At 60.2% G+C, this 15722-nt stretch carries 13 protein-coding genes; 10 read left to right on the top strand and 3 right to left on the bottom strand.

Annotated elements, in window-relative coordinates; translation table 11 throughout:
* The first annotated feature begins 4 nt into the window (after positions 1-4).
* From U5A82_RS01660 to U5A82_RS01645, 4 genes are all read left to right on the top strand, one after another.
* On the top strand, positions 5-631 hold the full coding sequence (locus U5A82_RS01660) for a 2-hydroxychromene-2-carboxylate isomerase (protein WP_326288773.1): 627 nt from the start codon (positions 5-7) through the stop codon (positions 629-631).
* Positions 631-1815, top strand: coding sequence for an acetyl-CoA C-acyltransferase (locus U5A82_RS01655; protein ID WP_326288137.1), 1185 nt, complete (start codon positions 631-633; stop codon positions 1813-1815). Before U5A82_RS01660 ends, U5A82_RS01655 begins: the two co-directional genes overlap by 1 nt.
* Before the next feature lie 92 nt (positions 1816-1907).
* A complete protein-coding gene (locus U5A82_RS01650) occupies positions 1908-2165 on the top strand; it encodes a hypothetical protein (protein ID WP_326288136.1) in 258 nt (85 codons plus the stop codon).
* Positions 2158-3330: an iron-containing alcohol dehydrogenase gene (locus tag U5A82_RS01645; RefSeq protein ID WP_326288134.1), complete on the top strand. Its 1173-nt coding sequence runs from the start codon at positions 2158-2160 to the stop codon at positions 3328-3330. The genes U5A82_RS01650 and U5A82_RS01645 overlap by 8 nt, the downstream gene beginning before the upstream one ends.
* A 111-nt stretch (positions 3331-3441) precedes the next feature.
* Here the strand turns inward: U5A82_RS01645 and U5A82_RS01640 are convergent, their stop codons facing one another.
* Positions 3442-4848: an MATE family efflux transporter gene (locus U5A82_RS01640; RefSeq protein WP_326288132.1), complete on the bottom strand. Its 1407-nt coding sequence runs from the start codon at positions 4846-4848 to the stop codon at positions 3442-3444.
* Positions 4849-5324: 476 nt separating this feature from the next.
* On the opposite strand from U5A82_RS01640, the gene budC reads away from it, so the two are divergent.
* The 6 genes from budC (at position 5325) to U5A82_RS01610 (ending at position 14174) form a co-directional block, all read left to right on the top strand.
* Entirely contained in the window at positions 5325-6158 is an 834-nt protein-coding gene (budC, locus tag U5A82_RS01635) for a meso-2,3-butanediol dehydrogenase (protein ID WP_326288131.1), read from the top strand.
* 227 nt (positions 6159-6385) lie between these two features.
* On the top strand, positions 6386-8722 hold the full coding sequence (locus U5A82_RS01630) for a TonB-dependent receptor (RefSeq protein ID WP_326288129.1): 2337 nt from the start codon (positions 6386-6388) through the stop codon (positions 8720-8722).
* A 25-nt stretch (positions 8723-8747) separates the two neighbouring features.
* Positions 8748-10181: an aldehyde dehydrogenase family protein gene (locus tag U5A82_RS01625; protein WP_326288772.1), complete on the top strand. Its 1434-nt coding sequence runs from the start codon at positions 8748-8750 to the stop codon at positions 10179-10181.
* A 68-nt stretch (positions 10182-10249) separates the two neighbouring features.
* A complete protein-coding gene (locus U5A82_RS01620; protein ID WP_326288128.1) occupies positions 10250-11842 on the top strand; it encodes a long-chain-fatty-acid--CoA ligase in 1593 nt (530 codons plus the stop codon).
* A gap of 482 nt (positions 11843-12324) precedes the next feature.
* On the top strand, positions 12325-13122 hold the full coding sequence (locus U5A82_RS01615; protein ID WP_326288126.1) for a Crp/Fnr family transcriptional regulator: 798 nt from the start codon (positions 12325-12327) through the stop codon (positions 13120-13122).
* A 284-nt stretch (positions 13123-13406) separates the two neighbouring features.
* A complete protein-coding gene (locus U5A82_RS01610) occupies positions 13407-14174 on the top strand; it encodes a 3-keto-disaccharide hydrolase (protein ID WP_326288124.1) in 768 nt (255 codons plus the stop codon).
* Positions 14175-14210: 36 nt separating this feature from the next.
* On the opposite strand, the gene U5A82_RS01605 is transcribed toward U5A82_RS01610, so the two are convergent.
* Both U5A82_RS01605 and yaaA read right to left on the bottom strand, forming a co-directional pair.
* The gene (locus tag U5A82_RS01605; RefSeq protein ID WP_326288122.1) at positions 14211-14921 is read right to left on the bottom strand and encodes an SDR family NAD(P)-dependent oxidoreductase; all 711 of its coding nucleotides are present in this window, start codon (positions 14919-14921) and stop codon (positions 14211-14213) included.
* Complete coding sequence (gene yaaA, locus U5A82_RS01600; RefSeq protein WP_326288771.1) at positions 14918-15670, bottom strand: peroxide stress protein YaaA; 753 nt, start codon at positions 15668-15670, stop codon at positions 14918-14920. Before yaaA ends, U5A82_RS01605 begins: the two co-directional genes overlap by 4 nt.
* Positions 15671-15722 lie beyond the last annotated feature (52 nt).

The raw sequence follows: 15722 nt of genomic DNA, 5'->3' as shown, positions 1-15722 counted from the left end.
TAGCATGCCCAAGGTTGAATTCATTTTCGATTTCGGAAGCCCCAATGCCTATCTGTGCCATCGGGTGATACCCCAGATCGAGGCGCGCACCGGCGTGCATTTCGACTATGTCCCGGTGCTGCTCGGCGGCATATTCAAGGCGACATCCAATGAATCGCCGGTCACCGCCTTCGCCCATATTCGCAACAAGCCTGAATATGACAGGCTGGAGATCGAGCGCTTCATCCGTCGCCATGCCATTGACGGCTTCGCGATCAATCCGGATTTTCCGATCAACACGCTAATGGTGATGCGCGGGGCCATAGCCGCCCAGAAGCTAGGCGTGTTCGAACGTTATGTGGAAGAAGTCTATCGCTACATGTGGCGTGATCATCGCAAGATGGACGATGTCGCCGTACTGATGGACGCATTGCACGATTCCGGGCTGCCAGCCAACGAGATCGCCGCGCTGGTGCAGGATGCCGAAGTCAAGCAGGCACTGGTCGACAATACGAGCGCGGCGGTCGAGCGTGGCGTGTTTGGATCGCCCAGCTTCTTCGTCGATGGCGAAATCTATTTCGGTAAGGACCGGTTGTGGGAGGTCGAAGAAGCGATCGAACGCGCCAACGCACGTCAGGCAAAGGAAGCATAATGCGCGAAGCAGTCATAGTAGCAACGGCGCGTACGCCGATAGGCCGGGCGTTCAAGGGTGGATTGAACAACATAAAGTCGCCTTCGCTCATGGCGCATTCGATCCGGGCGGCAGTCCAGCGCGCGGGTGTCGACCCGGCGGAGATCGACGATGTCGTCGTCGGCACCTGCATGGGTGCAGGCACCGCCGGGCTCAATATCGGGCGTCATGCCGCGTTGGCCGCTGGCCTGCCGGACAGCGTCGCAGGACAGACGATGGATCGTCAGTGCGCTTCCGGCCTGATGGCAATCGCCACCGCCGCCAAGCAGGTGATCGTCGATGGCATGGACGTCGTCGTCGCAGGCGGACAGGAAAATATCTCTGCACTGAACGCCCCCTTTTTCAAATGGGGGTTTGACGAGGCTGATCCTGCGGTCGTCGCGCATGCCGCGCACGCCTATATGCCGATGCTCCAGACCGCAGAACTTGTTTCGCACCGCTATGGCATTTCGCGCGCCGCACAGGATGCCTATTCCCTGGAATCGCAGCGTCGCACGGCCGCAGCCCAGGCCGAAGGCCGTTTTGACGCCGAAATCGTGCCGATTACCGCGACACAGGCCATAGCGGACAAGGCCAGCGGCACGGTGAGCTATCGCGAAATCACGCTGACCAAGGACGAAGGCAACCGGCCCGACACCAGCGCGGAGGGGCTTGCCTCCTTGCCGACAGTCGTCGATGGCGGAGTGATAACCGCGGGGAATGCCAGCCAGTTGTCGGACGGATCGTCGGCATGCGTGGTGATGGATTCCAAGCTTGCCGAGCAGCGGGGGCTGTCACCGCTGGGTATCTACCGGGGCATTGCGGTCGCCGGTGTCGCGCCGGAAGAAATGGGCATCGGCCCGGTACGCGCCATCCCCAAGCTGCTGGCACAGCACGGCCTGACCGTCGCCGACATCGGCCTCTGGGAACTCAACGAGGCATTCGCCTGCCAGGTTCTATATTGCCGCGACACCCTGGGCATCGATCCTGAATTGCTGAACGTCGATGGCGGCGGGATTTCGATCGGTCACCCCTATGGAATGACGGGTGCGCGACTGGTTGGGCATGCGCTGATCGAAGGACGGCGGCGTGGCGCACGCTACGCCGTCGTAACGATGTGCGTCGGCGGAGGCATGGGCGCTGCGGGGTTATTCGAGATGAACTGACGACAACAAAACGGGCGGATTCGACGACAGCCGATAATGGGCGCGCCGAGCCGTACCGGACCATCTTTGGAGGAGGATGAACATGCAAGGCTATGGCGCTCGTGGCGCTCAACCTCGTGGGCTATGGGTGCGGTCCGCTGCTCGTCGGCGTCCTGAACGATGTGCCGACCGGCGCAGGGGGGCTTGGCGAGACCGAAGGGCTGCGCTGGACGCTGATCCTGACGGCGTGCATCGGCGGGCGAGCGCGGCCTTCTGCTACTGGCGCGCATACCTGTCGATGCAAGCCGATCTGTTTCATCCCGTTTCAGCCGAAACCCCTATTCCGCAATATGGAGACCACACATGCGTAGCGAAGGCTTTCACAACTTCCCCGCCAGCGACCGGCTGCTTTACGGGCGCCCCGCCGCCACTGCGTTGCGCGAGGAAGCGGAGCGGCTAGGCGCGAAGCGGGTGTTCATCCTGGCCAGCACCACGTTGAATACCAAGACCGACGAGATCGCGCGGATCGAGGAAGCGCTTGGCGATCGTCACGCGATGACGGTCGATGGCATCGCCCAGCACACGACCCGCCGCGAAACAGCGGACATATCCATGCAGGCAAAGGACGCCGGTGCCGATCTGGTCGTCTGCGTCGGCGGCGGTTCCGCCGTGGACCTTGCCAAGATGGTCATCATGGCGATGGAGCATGACATTCGCGACGAAGCCGGCTTCGACCCCTATGTCATCACGCCTGACGTCAATCTGCGTAATGCCGAAACGCCGTTCCGCGCGCCACGTGTGCGCCAGATCGCGGTGCCATCGACGCTGAACGGCGGCGAGCATAATGCAGCCTCGCTCGTCACCGACGAACGCACGCAAATCAAGCAGATCTTCTTCCATCCGCTGATGATGCCTATCTCGGTCATCCTCGATCCCGCACTCAGCCTGCATACGCCGCAGGATTTGTGGCTTGGTTCAGGCACGCGCGCGATGGATCACGGCATCGAAGCACTATGTTCGCCGTTCGGTACGCCACTGACCGACGCTGCGGTGCTGGCGGGCATTCGCTACCTGCATGATGGCATGCTTCGAACGCTGGCCGACCCCGACGATCTCGAAGCCCGTCGCATTTCGCAGTTCGGATCCTGGATGTCGGCGTTCGGCATACAGGCACGCGTTCCCATGGGGGCCAGCCATGGCGTCGGGCATGTGCTGGGCGGAACGATGAACGTGCCCCATTATTTCTGTACGCCGGTGATGATGCCCAGCGTTTTACGCTACAATAAGGCGTTTACGGAGGAAGCCCAGCTTCGGTTGGCCGAAGCGCTACGTGCGCCAGGCCAGGACGCTGGCGACGCCTTTGCAGCATTCGTCGCGAAGCTGGGATTGCCACGGACCCTGCGCGATGTCGGCATCGATGAAAGCCACTTCGATCGGATCGCATCGGTTGCGATCCAGCACCGCTTCGTCAAGGTCAATCCGCGACCGATCAAGAGCGAAGCCGATGTCGTCGAACTGCTTCGCATGGCGGCGTAACCCAAGAGCGAATTGCCCCGGGGCTTCTCGCCCTGGGGCGAGTATCTGCCCGTCGCACACGCACATTTCGGGCACGACCGGAACCGCTCTGTCAGAAAGATGATCGCGCCATCATCGACGGCCCCGCCAAACAGCGCCGGACCGCATCGCGCCAAAGCAAACCGCAGCATAGCCGATCAGGCCCGTCACCGCCGCGACCCCAAGCGCGGGAAATCCAAATCCCAGCATTTCGATTGCGATCCAGCCGACGGCGACCGTCAGAACCACCCTGGCCGTCACCCCGACCGCGGGCCACAAGGAATGCCCGGCGCCCTGTGCGGCAAAGCTGAGGACGAAGCCCAGCGCCAGCAAGGGATAGAAGGGCGCCGTGATCCGCAGATACATGGCTGCCGCCGCCAGCACTTGCAAGTCGTTGGAGAACATGCCGAGCCAGAGTTGGGGCCAGATGGCGAAGACAATGCCGGGAAGCCCTGTCGCGATCATGCCCAGGCCCGCTCCTGCCCAGGCGATGCGCTGCGCCCTGTCAATTCTGCCTGCACTGGCATTCATACCCGACATGGTAAGCACGGCCGAGGCAAGGCCGAACAGGACAGGCACCATCGTCGAATCCAGCCGTGACGCGATCCCATAGGCGGCGAGCGCGTCCGTTCCAAATCGCGCAGCCATCCCGGTCAGGACGACGGACATCAGGCTGGTCTGTGCCGCGCTCAAAGAACTTGGGACGCCAACCCTGACGATATCGAGCATGATCGACCGGCGGGGCCGGAAATCGTCCAACGCCACCCCATGCGAAGTGAGCCAGCGATGGAGCAATGCGACCATGGCTCCAATCTGGTATAAAACCAGCGCCGCGGCCGCGCCTGCGATCCCCATCGGCGGGATCGGTCCCAAGCCGAAGATCAGCACAGGCGACGCCGGAACCACGATCACCGCACCCACCAGCGCGATCCGCGCGGGCAGTCGGGGGTTGCCGATCCCGCGAAAAGCAGCACCCAGCAGATTGTTGACCCACATGAAGACGATGCCGGCGAAGATGATGTTCGAATATTGGACCGCGGCATCCAGCGCGGCGCCCGATCCAGCCAGGGAGCGATAGATCCATGGACCCAGGATCAGCATCAGCGCGGTGAACGAAAGGCCGACGATCAGCGCCATCATGATGGCATGGGCGAATATCCTTTGGACATCATCCCTGCGGTCTGCGCCCATCGCGCGAGCCGCCGCCGACGACACGCCGCTGCCCAGTCCACCAGCCGACATCGTGGACATCAGCATGTAGAAGGGAAACACCAGCGAAGCTCCCGCAAGCGCCGCCGTGCCCAGGCGTCCGATATAATAGACCTCCGCCACCCCGACGCCGATTTGTGTCAGGATCATCGTGATGGTCGGCAGGGCGAGCATGAGGAGCGGTTTGACGACGGGGCCGTCCAGTAAAGCGGTGTGCGCGGACGTGGCGCGCGCGTTTTCCACCGAACCCGCAAGATCAGCCAAGCCGACCTGTTTTGACGCAAGGGTCATATGCAATATTCCTATCGGCATCTCACTAATGCCGGAATTCGCCTTAGCAGATCATGGCATTTCGACCATACTGCTATTCGCCTTCGGTACAGTAAAAATGACGGGAACGAAGGCCGATATGCCCGGCAGCCAGGAAGCAAACCTGGCCGGGATAGACGCGAAATGCCAAATATGTGTCCTGAAATGACAAGTTAGAATTGGCTTGGTCTGGTACATCCATGAGACGAAGGAAGGGCCATAAGAACCTTTCCTCTTCCGGGGAGGCCGCAGATGCTGGCATTGGTTGCCATGCGCGATCCGTACTGCTTTCGATCGCACAGCCGATTTCCGAAAATAGCGCGCCACGTCGATGCAGGCGCGTGCCGTCCGCGCATCAAACGCCATATTCCATATCGCGATATGGCGAAGGCGTCTGGAGGTTCGGGATCGATTAGGCGGCTTGAGAAAACGAAAAACCATAAAGAGAGAGGCGTGATATGATGCGGTTCGAAGGCAAGACGGCTATCGTAACCGGGGCGGCGACAGGCATCGGTGCCGCAATCACAACCCTGCTGGCCATGGAGGGCGCGGTGGTATTCGCCGCCGATATCGATGGCGACGCGTTGCGGCACAGTGACCGGAATATTCGCAACCATGTGTGCGACGTGACATCATCCAGTCAGGTATCTGCGATGGTCCAGACGGTGGTGGATGCGCATGGCCATATCGACCTGCTGTTCAATAACGCCGGTACGGGAACGATCGGCGATGTGACGCAAACGACTGATGAGGATTGGGATCGCGTTTTCAAAATCAACGTGTCCGCGATTATGTACGCCTGCCGCGCCGCGATCCCGCACATGCGGCGCACCGGCGGCGGGGCGATCGTCAACACGGCGTCCGTATCAGGACTGGCGGCCGATCACGGGTTCGGCGCCTATAACGCATCCAAGGCAGCCGTCATCAACTACACGCGTGTGTTGGCGCTCGATCATGCGCGCGAGAATATCCGGGTCAATTCCTTTTGCCCAGGATTTATAGCCAACACCCGGCTGACCGGTGGCCTTGAGGGGCTACCCGTCCGCAAGCATTTTAACGATCTCATTCCGATGGGCCGCAGCGGCACCGCTGCCGAGATGGCGGAAGTCGCGGCGTTTCTGGCGTCCGAACAGGCATCTTACGTCACGGGGGCGAATATCATCGCCGATGGAGGTCTGGCGGCACATACCGGCCAACCAGATATGTTGGCGGTGATGCGCGAGATTTCTGGTGGAGCCGCGGTAACGCCGGGTGCGGATGTTCAGCAACGGCGTAGCCCCGCCGCGGCCTGAAGTTAAGCGGGTCCGGACATCAGGGACGGCCAAAAATATCAGCAATCAGTTTGCATGTCTGTGACCGCCATCATCTGGAGCCGACTTCAACGCCACGTCATCGTTAGTCCGCTGTAAATATAGTGTTAGGCGACTTCAATTTATGAAAATTACTTTATTGTACATTATAAGAATTAAATAATTATAATTAACGACAAAACAAAATAATATTTGGAGGGGAAGAAATCATGACTGGAAGACATGTGTCATTTGCAGCACTCTCAATCACCGTTTCGACGGTTGCATTTGCAGCATCGGCCCAGACGGCGACCCCGGCCGTGGCGGATGCGCGACCAGTTCAATCCGCAACTGCGGCTGAACCGCAGGGCGGCAGTCCCGTGGGGCTGGCCGACATCATCGTCACGGCCAATCGGCGGAGCGAGAATGTGCAGGATGTTCCGGCATCCATCACGGCGCTGCAAGGCGACACGCTCACCAACGCCGTGGCGTTCCGCACACAGGACCTCGTGAAGTTTGTGCCGACGCTGACAATCGTGTCGGCGCTGAACGAGACGCAGCCCAACTTCACCTTGCGCGGGATAGGTGTCGCCAATCAGTTCGAACCAAATCAGGTTTCCCCTGTCGGCGTCTACACTGACGACATCTACCAGTCGTCACCGACGACCCATGGTCAACAACTCTACGATCTGTCCGGCATCGAAGTGCTGCGCGGTCCACAGGGTACGCTCTATGGCAAGAACACCACCGGCGGGGCGATCAACTTCATCTCCAACAAGCCTGAACTCCAAGGAACCAAGGGCTATCTTAGCGGCGGGTACGGCTCCTTCGACCGGGTTGCCGCCGAAGGCGCCATCGAACTGACGCCCGTGGAGGACCAAGTCGGTATCCGTGTCGCCACAAACTTCGTTAAGTCAGACGGTTACGTCAAAAATGTGGTGGCCGGTGCGGGCGACCTGAGCGCGGTGAATTCGCTTTCGGTACGAGGGACGTTGCGCGTGAAGCCAACACCCGATCTCGATATCCGGCTTAAAGGCTATTACTCGCGCAACCGCAGCGGAGAAGCTGGCGGCACGATCGTGGGCACTGCTCCCGACGGATCCTATTCGTTAGCCGGGCTGACCTATAACCGAAGCCAGTTGGGGTTCCATCAGCAGGAATTGCCGAACGTCGGTTTCGTCCATGGCGACAGTCAAGGGGTGGACCTGCATGTCGCGTGGGAAGCGAGCGAAGGCTTCGAACTCACGTCGATCACCAGCCTATCGTCAGGCACATTCTCATCGAACCAGGATATCGACGGATCGCCGCTCGAAATCATCCGGGCCTTCCATGACGGTCGCTTCTCCCAGCATAGCCAGGAACTTCGGGCACGCATTACCAGCATAACCGACCTCGATGTGGTGGTCGGCGGCTTCTACGGCTATGATCGCATGCGGGATTTCAATCGGGTACAGATAGGGTTCGCCCTTCCCTTCGTAAGCGATCCGGCCAATGGCGTTCCTCCCATCGACGAATTTCTGCGCTATCGGCAAATCCGTAAAAGTTTCGCCGGCTTTGCGCAGGGCATCTATTCGATCACGCCCGAACTCAAACTGACGCTGGGTGCACGCTTCACTCATGACATCACGCAGATAACGGACGTGCAAGGATATCTGGGCCTGCGCCTGGTACCAGGTGGTCCTATCGTTCCCGCTATCAATACAGTGCCCCGATTTGGCCCCTATGATCCAACGCAGTTTTCGCCGGGATTGCGCAATACTGAAAACCGGGTGACGGGCGTTGCTTCACTGGCCTATGCCGTCAGCGACGATGTAAATATCTATGGCAGCTATTCGCGCGGCTATCGCGCTGGCGCCAATACGGCTGGCCCACTTTCTATTTCGCAATTGACGTATCTGCCGCCTGAACAGGTAGATGCTTTCGAGGTTGGCCTGAAAAGCGAACTGCTTGACAGGCGGCTTCGCCTGAATCTTGCCGCTTATTATTATGATTACCAGAATCTCCAGGTGCAGGAAATCGTCGCGGCGCAGACATTCGCGGCGAACGCGGGACCCGCCAAAATATATGGTCTGGACGTCGAATCCACACTGGTCGTGACGGACCGGCTGCGTGTCGGAGCAACAGTCGGACTGTTCAGCGGAAAATATTCGACCAACGGGGCGCTGCTGAGTGGTTCGGTCAAGGGCAACCACTTGCCGTTCGCGCCGAAGTTCACCTTCAGGCCGTCCGCCGACTGGACAGCCTATGAAGGGGATAGCACCAAACTATTGCTTCACGCTGATGCCAATTACCAGAGCAAGGTATTTTTCAGTCCCCTCAACGCCGACGTCAATCCGGTGACTGGCGTCGATAATACCGGACTGTTTCAGAACGGATATTGGCTGGTCGATGCCAGTGCGAGCCTGAAACTGATGAACGAAAAGCTTGAGCTTGGCGTGTGGGCGAAGAATTTGCTCGACAAGGACTATTATTCGCTCGGCGTTTCGCTGCGCGGTGTGGCCGGATTCAGCGTCTTCGCACCCGGTTCGCCACGAACCTATGGCGTTAGCGCTAAAGTGGTTTTCTGACGCTTCGAATTTGATGGAGAAGTATATGAATTTCAATGACGATTATGCGATGATTATTGGCGGCGAGCGTGTGGAGGGGAAGACTACGTTCGACGTCGTCAACCCTGCGACCGAGCAAGTCATCGCGAAAGTTCCCCAAGCGACCCGTGACGATCTGGATCATGCTATCGCCGCTGCGCGCAAGGCGTTTCCCGGCTGGGCGGCGACACCGATCGAAGAACGCAAGACCAAACTCAATGCGCTGGGTGACGCGATCCTTGCGCACGCCGACGACTTCAAGCGGCTGCTTACCAAGGAACAGGGAAAGCCGCACAGCGAATCCGAATATGAAGCGATGGGTTCGGGCATGTGGCTGAAGGGGACTGCCTCGCTGGACCTGCCGGTTACGATCAACGAGGATTCCGACGATCGCTATAGCGAAACGCGCCATGTGCCCATCGGCGTCGTCGGCGCCATCTCGCCATGGAATTTTCCAATGGTCCTGGCGATGTTCAAGGTGGGGCCGGCGCTGATGGCCGGGAACACGATGGTGTTGAAACCATCGCCGTTCACACCGCTGACCACGATCAAGGTCGCCGAACTGGCCGCCGGGATATTGCCGCCAGGCGTGCTCAACGTCGTGACCGGTGGCGATGAACTCGGGCCGTGGATGACCGAGCACCCAGGATTCGACAAGATCAGTTTCACTGGCTCCACGGGAACGGGAAAGCGCGTGATGCAGTCGGCCGCGTCGACGCTCAAGCGCGTCACACTGGAACTGGGTGGCAACGACGCGGCGATCGTCATGCCGGACGTAGATGTAGAACAGGTCGCGCAGGAACTGTTCTGGGCGGCGTTCACGAACAACGGGCAAGTCTGCGTCGCGACCAAGCGCATGTATATCCACAAGGATATATACGAGCCGATGCGCGATGCGCTGGTCGCCTATGCCCGCACCGTCAAGATCGGCGACGGATCTGAACAAGGAACGCAGCTTGGCCCGATCCAGAACAAGCGGCAATATGACCGCGTCATTGAACTGATCCAAGACGCCAGGGACAAGGGATACACGTTCCTGACCGGCGGCGAGCATACAGACGTGCCGGGCTATTTCATCCCGGTGACAATCCTCGACAATCCGCCGGAAGACAGCCGCATCGTTCAGGAAGAACAGTTCGGACCGGTGCTCCCGCTCATCAAAGTCGATGACATGGACGAAGCGGTTCGACGCGCGAACGCGACCGAATTCGGCTTGGGCGGATCGGTGTGGGGCCAGGACGAAGATCGCGCCTTCGCACTCGCACAGCAGATCGCCAGTGGCACCGTGTGGGTTAATGAGGCCCAGCATCTGTCGCCGACGGCAGCGTTCGGTGGAATGAAGCAATCGGGCATCGGCGCCGAGAACGGGCTCGATGGCCTGTTGGAATATACCAGCGTCCAGACGATCGTGCGCAAGAAGAAAGCCGTAGCCCCGGCGTGACGTGATGCTGCTGCGGTCGCGACCCACGGGTCTCGACCGCGGCGGTTCACCTTTATGGATGACTGCCGATGCCGGTGAAATTTGCCGACCAAGCCGAAAATGCCTATCGCTATCCGCTGTTAATCAGCCAATTGTTGAGCAGGGTCGATCAGCATGGCGACCGGCATATCGTCAGCGAAGGGCAGACATTCAGCTACCACGATCTTCAGGCCCGTGTCGGCCGACTGGCGAACGCGCTGTCGGGAATGGGCATCGAACCGGGCATGACCGTCGCAGTCATGAACTGGGACGATCACCGCTATCTCGAATGTTATTTCGCGATACCGATGATGGGCGCGGTGCTACAGACCGTCAACGTCCGACTATCGCCCCAGCAGATCCTCTACACCATGCGGCACAGCGGCGCGGTCGCCCTGATCTATCATCCCGACTTTGCCGACCTGGTCGATATATTGCGTCCGGATCTGCCCGATTTGCGCATTGTCGTGCCGATCGCCGAAAATGGAAGCGCGCCGTCCTATGACGCATTGCTCGCCGCGCAGGACCAGACGTTCGATTTCCAAGATTTCGACGAAAACGCCATTGCAACGACGTTCCATACGACCGGAACGACCGGCGATCCCAAAGCCGTAGCTTTCAGCCATCGCCAGATCGTGCTCCACACCCTCGCCTTCGCGACCGCGCTGGCGAACCAACCGGACGGCCAGGCTTTTCGCGCGGACGATGTCTACATGCCGATGACGCCCATGTTTCATGTGCACGCATGGGGCCTTCCCTATGTTGCGACGCTATTGGGTGCCCAGCAGATCTATCCTTCGCGTTATGATCCGGTCCGGCTGGTCGCGCTGCAAAGGGAGCATGGCGTGACATTCTCGCATTGCGTCCCAACCATATTGCAGATGATCCTCGATCAGTTGCAGGGCACCCCGGTCAAAACGCCATGGACGATGGTGATTGGGGGAAGCAGCCTGCCTGCGACATTGGCGGATCGGGCCGCGCGGCACAATATTCATGCGATTGCAGGCTATGGCATGTCCGAAACGGGGCCGGTCATATCCCTGGCGCGTTCTGGCAATGCAACGGTCGAGGACGGCGCGAGCCGCGCCGGTTTTCCAATCCCACTGGTGCAGGTTCAATTGCGGGGCGACACCACGGCCGAACTGGAAGTGCGCGCACCATGGCTGACCCAAGGCTATGTCGGCAACGACGCGGCGTCGGCGGAATTGTGGCATGGCGGCTGGCTGCACACCCAGGACATAGCGGAGCAGGATGTGGATGGCGCCATCCGCATCGTCGACCGGCTCAAGGATGTTATCAAGACGGGCGGCGAATGGGTGTCTTCTGCCGTGCTGGAGGATTACACGATCCGCCATCCTGCCATTGCCGAGGCAGCCTTTGTCGGCGTCCCCGACGATCAGTGGGGCGAACGACCGTTCGGCGCGATCGTGCTCCGACCGAACCAGCCAGCCGTCAGCCTTGATGACATCCGAACGCATCTGCGCCCGTTCTGCGAAGCGGGTCATCTGAGCCGTTATGCTTTGCCCGACGGCATCCTGATCGTCGCCGCTCTGCCCAAGACCAGCGTCGGCAAGATCGATAAGAAGGCGCTGCGCAAGCAGATTGGCGAAACCCGATCTGCCGCCATCACACCGGCCACGTAGGAAAGCTGTGCGCGGTTGGTCGTAGCACTATGACATCGCAGAGATGTTCGACGAGCGTTCGATCCGGCCTATGCTTTGCTGGCGAAGGCACATAACGCTGGCACGGAAAGAATATTCATCCTGCGCCTGAAGTTGTAGGCGATGGCCGCGAGAAGGACTTTTCGACTGCGCTCAGGAGAGCCTTTGGCGAGGCCCCGCCAACGCAGTCGGCGCAGGCCGTTCCATCGCTTCCATGACCCGGCCGAAGGCGACCAAAGGTCGACATCTTCTCGATCCGACCGCGCACGCGATGGATCGGTTGATTCCATTCAAAACCCATAGAAAGCTAACGACAAGCCGAGGGAAGGATTTAGACGCTAGGAAATGCAGATTGGACGATGCTGTCAGTTGATCCATGTTATCATCATAAACGAATAACACAGAGACACGTAAGTCGTTTCGATGTAAGCTATATCCATCATCGGCCCAATATCCGGCCGCCGATGGCTGAGAGATTTAAAACGCTCCCGTCAACGAACGGAGCGTATGTGAAAATCTCCCTGTCCTTGTCACAAATGCTCAGCAAACTCATGCTCAGAATGCCTCTCGATCCACGCGATCAGGCTGCTGTGCTGGCGCTCCCCCATATTGTGCGTAAAATGCGGGTTCATGAGTTCATCGCGCGGGAGAACGACCAGCCCAGTTCCATTTGTCTCCTGCTGTCCGGTTTTGCTTTCCAGCATAGAATCTCCGGCGACGGGCGGCGTCAGATTTTTTCGCTGCACATGGCAGGCGACCTCATCGATCTGCAAAATGCGATACTCCAGCGGGCGGATCAGAATGTTCAGGCTTTGAGCAGCGTCGAGGTCGCGTTAATACCGATCGATGCCATCCGCGCCATCGCATTGTCGCACCCGGCCGTCGGCCAGGCCATGTGGTATGAAACGCTGGCCAATGCCGCACTCATTCAGGAGTGGGGCCTGAATGCGAGCCGTCGCAATGCGCGCGCCAGCATGGCGCATATATTATGCGATCTGGCGACGCGGATGGAGATTGCAGGACTGGGGCAACGCAATCTGTTCGACCTGCCGATGACGCAGGAACAACTAGGCGATGCGCTGGCGCTGACCACGGTTCATGTAAGCCGAACCTTTCGCGCATTAGCGGAAGACGAGTTGATCACCCGGCATCAACGGACCGTCGAAATCCTCGACTTCGCGCGATTGGCGGCCATAGGCGAGTTCGACGACAGATATCTGCATCTCAACAGCAGCTTCGCGCAGCAGCCGCAGACGGGATGAGCATCATTGCCCGATCGGGACCACGAACCGAACCGTGAAAGGCCGGTTGCAGCGCTCAAAGGCCCTGCCCTGCCGACCGGGTCAAGGCCCGACCAAAGAGGTTGGAGCAGTGCTAGACGCCACATTATCGGACGAGCCACAGGTTCGCGGCAGCCGGGCAAGGATCGTGGCGATCGCCTGACCTGGAACCATATAGGGCGGCGTAACATTGCATGTGCTCTGGACTAAGCGCTTGGGATCAAGCACAGTTTCCGCCGTCTCGAAATCGACTGGATGGCCGACCGATGAAATTATATGCGCTTGCGATCATGGGACTGCTGACAGGCGCTGCACCGGCGCCGGACGCGCGATGGGAGCCGATTTTCGACGGCAAGTCGCTCGATGGGTGGACGCCCAAGATCACCGGACGGGCGGTGGGTGAAGATCCGCTCCACATGTTCGTCGTTCAGGACGGCGCGATCCGCGTATCGCATGCCAATTACAAGAGTTTCAACGGCGAGTTCGGCCATCTCTTCTGGAAAGCGCCGCTCAAGGCCTTTCGCGTCCGGTTCGAATATCGGCTGTTCGGCCAGTCGCTGCCCGGCATCAAAGTGTGGCAGTCGACCAATTCCGGCCTGATGTTCCATGCGCAGGCACCCGAAACCATGCGCCGTGACCAGGACTTTCCCGTCAGCCTGGAGATGCAATTGCTCGCCACGCCACGGCCGACAGAGGAACCGTCGGGCAATGTCTGTACGCCCGGAACGACGGTCGTCTTTCAGGGCAAACGCGACCCCCGGCACTGTATTCTGTCGAGCGCACCGCTGCTGCCCGCCGGACGCTGGACGAAGGCGGAACTCGAAGTCCTCCCATCGGGCCAGGTCACGCACTTCATCGACGGCAAGCCCGTCTTGCAATATTCCGACATCGAACTCGATCCGGACTACGAAGACGCCAAGCCTCTGATCGCAGCCGCGGGCGGCGTGCTATCGCTCAAGCAGGGCTATATCGCCTTGCAGGGGGAAGGCCATCCGATCGAATTTCGCCACATCGCGCTTCAGCGGATCGATTGAGCGGCACAGGACGATGATATCGGTCGCGTCCCGCAGTCAGAACGGTACTTCTTCGCCCTGATAGTCGAACAGCTTGCCGCTGTCGGACGGCTTCAACCCTTCGATCACGTCCAGCAATTGCAACGCGGCGCGCTCCGGATCGAACAGGCGTCCTTTGGGGACGTTGGTCTGAAACGGGCGCGACAGAGGCGTAGCGACCGTGCCGGGGTGGAGGGTCACGACGATCGAGCGGTCGTTGCGACGACGTTCCTCTATCGCAAGGGTGCGGACCAGCATGTTGAGCGCCGCCTTCGACGCGCGATAGCCGTGCCAGCCGCCCAGGCGATTGTCGCTGATCGATCCCACCCGCGCCGACAACGCGGCGAAGACGGCACGGCCCGCCTTGGGCATGATCGGCAGGAAATGTTTCGCGACGAGCGCGGGGCCGATCGCATTGACGGCATAAAGTTGCGCCAGCCAATCAGGGTCGAGATCGCGCAACGCCTTTTCGGGCGATTGGTCGCCGTCATGCAGCAGGCCGGTCGCAACGATCACCAGGGTAGGCATGGGACCGTTTGCGACATGGGCGGCGGCGGCCACGATGCTCGCTTCGTCGCGCAGGTCGAGATGCTGCGGGCCGCTGCGCGAGCGCGCAAAGCCATGGACGACGTCGAACGTGCCCTCATCGATCAGGGCCGATTCCAGTGCCGCACCGATCCCGCCGGACGCGCCGATGATGACGGCCGATGTCTTGCCTGCCCCGCTCATGTGCGGGTGAAACGCCAGCGGTCCGCGTCGCTTTCTGCGGCGTCGAACCGATATCCGTCGCTGTCGAACCCCCGCATCGCGTCCACATCGGTGACATGATGCTCGCACAGCCAGCGCGCCATCATGCCGCGCGCGCGCTTGGCATTGAAACTCACGAAGCGAGGGCCGTTCGGGCCAGGCTCGCGAAAGTCGACGTCGATCACGCGGACGCCCGGCAGCCTGTCCTTGACGGCTGCATAATATTCCTGGCTGGCGAGATTGAGAACAACGCCCGACCCCTCCTCCGCAAGTTGCGCGCGCAGATGTTGCGCGATGCGGTCGCCCCACCAGTCGGTCAGGCTTTTGTGGCGTGGCGCCCAGCGCGTACCCATTTCCAGTCGATAGGGCCGAATGGCGTCCAGCGGCCGCAACAGGCCGTAAAGGCCCGACAACATGCGGATATGGTCCTGCGCGAAAGCCACGCCCGCTTCATCGAGCGTGTCCACTTCGAAGCCGGTATAGACGTCGCCGGCGAAGGCGAAGAGTGCCGGCCGTTCGGGCAGGTCGGCGAAATCGCGGAAGCGATCCGCGTTGAGCTTCGCGAGGCGCGGCGAGATATGCATCAGTTCCGACAGCCGTTTCTGCGTCAGATTGGCGGCGGACCGGGCGAGGCTGCGCGCTTCGTCCGCGAAATGCGGGGTCGACGCATCAAGCGGCGGCAGCGCGCGTTCGAAGTCCAGGGTCTTGGCGGGGGATAGCAGGGCGATCATCGCCGTCGCGGTAACGCTCGATTGCGCAGGCGTCAAACGATGTGCTTGGCGA

The organism is Sphingobium sp. CR2-8 (assembly GCF_035818615.1).
Classification (GTDB): Bacteria; Pseudomonadota; Alphaproteobacteria; order Sphingomonadales; family Sphingomonadaceae; genus Sphingobium.
The sequence above is the reverse complement of the archived record's forward strand: the minus strand, read 5'-3'. Positions and strand labels throughout refer to the sequence as shown.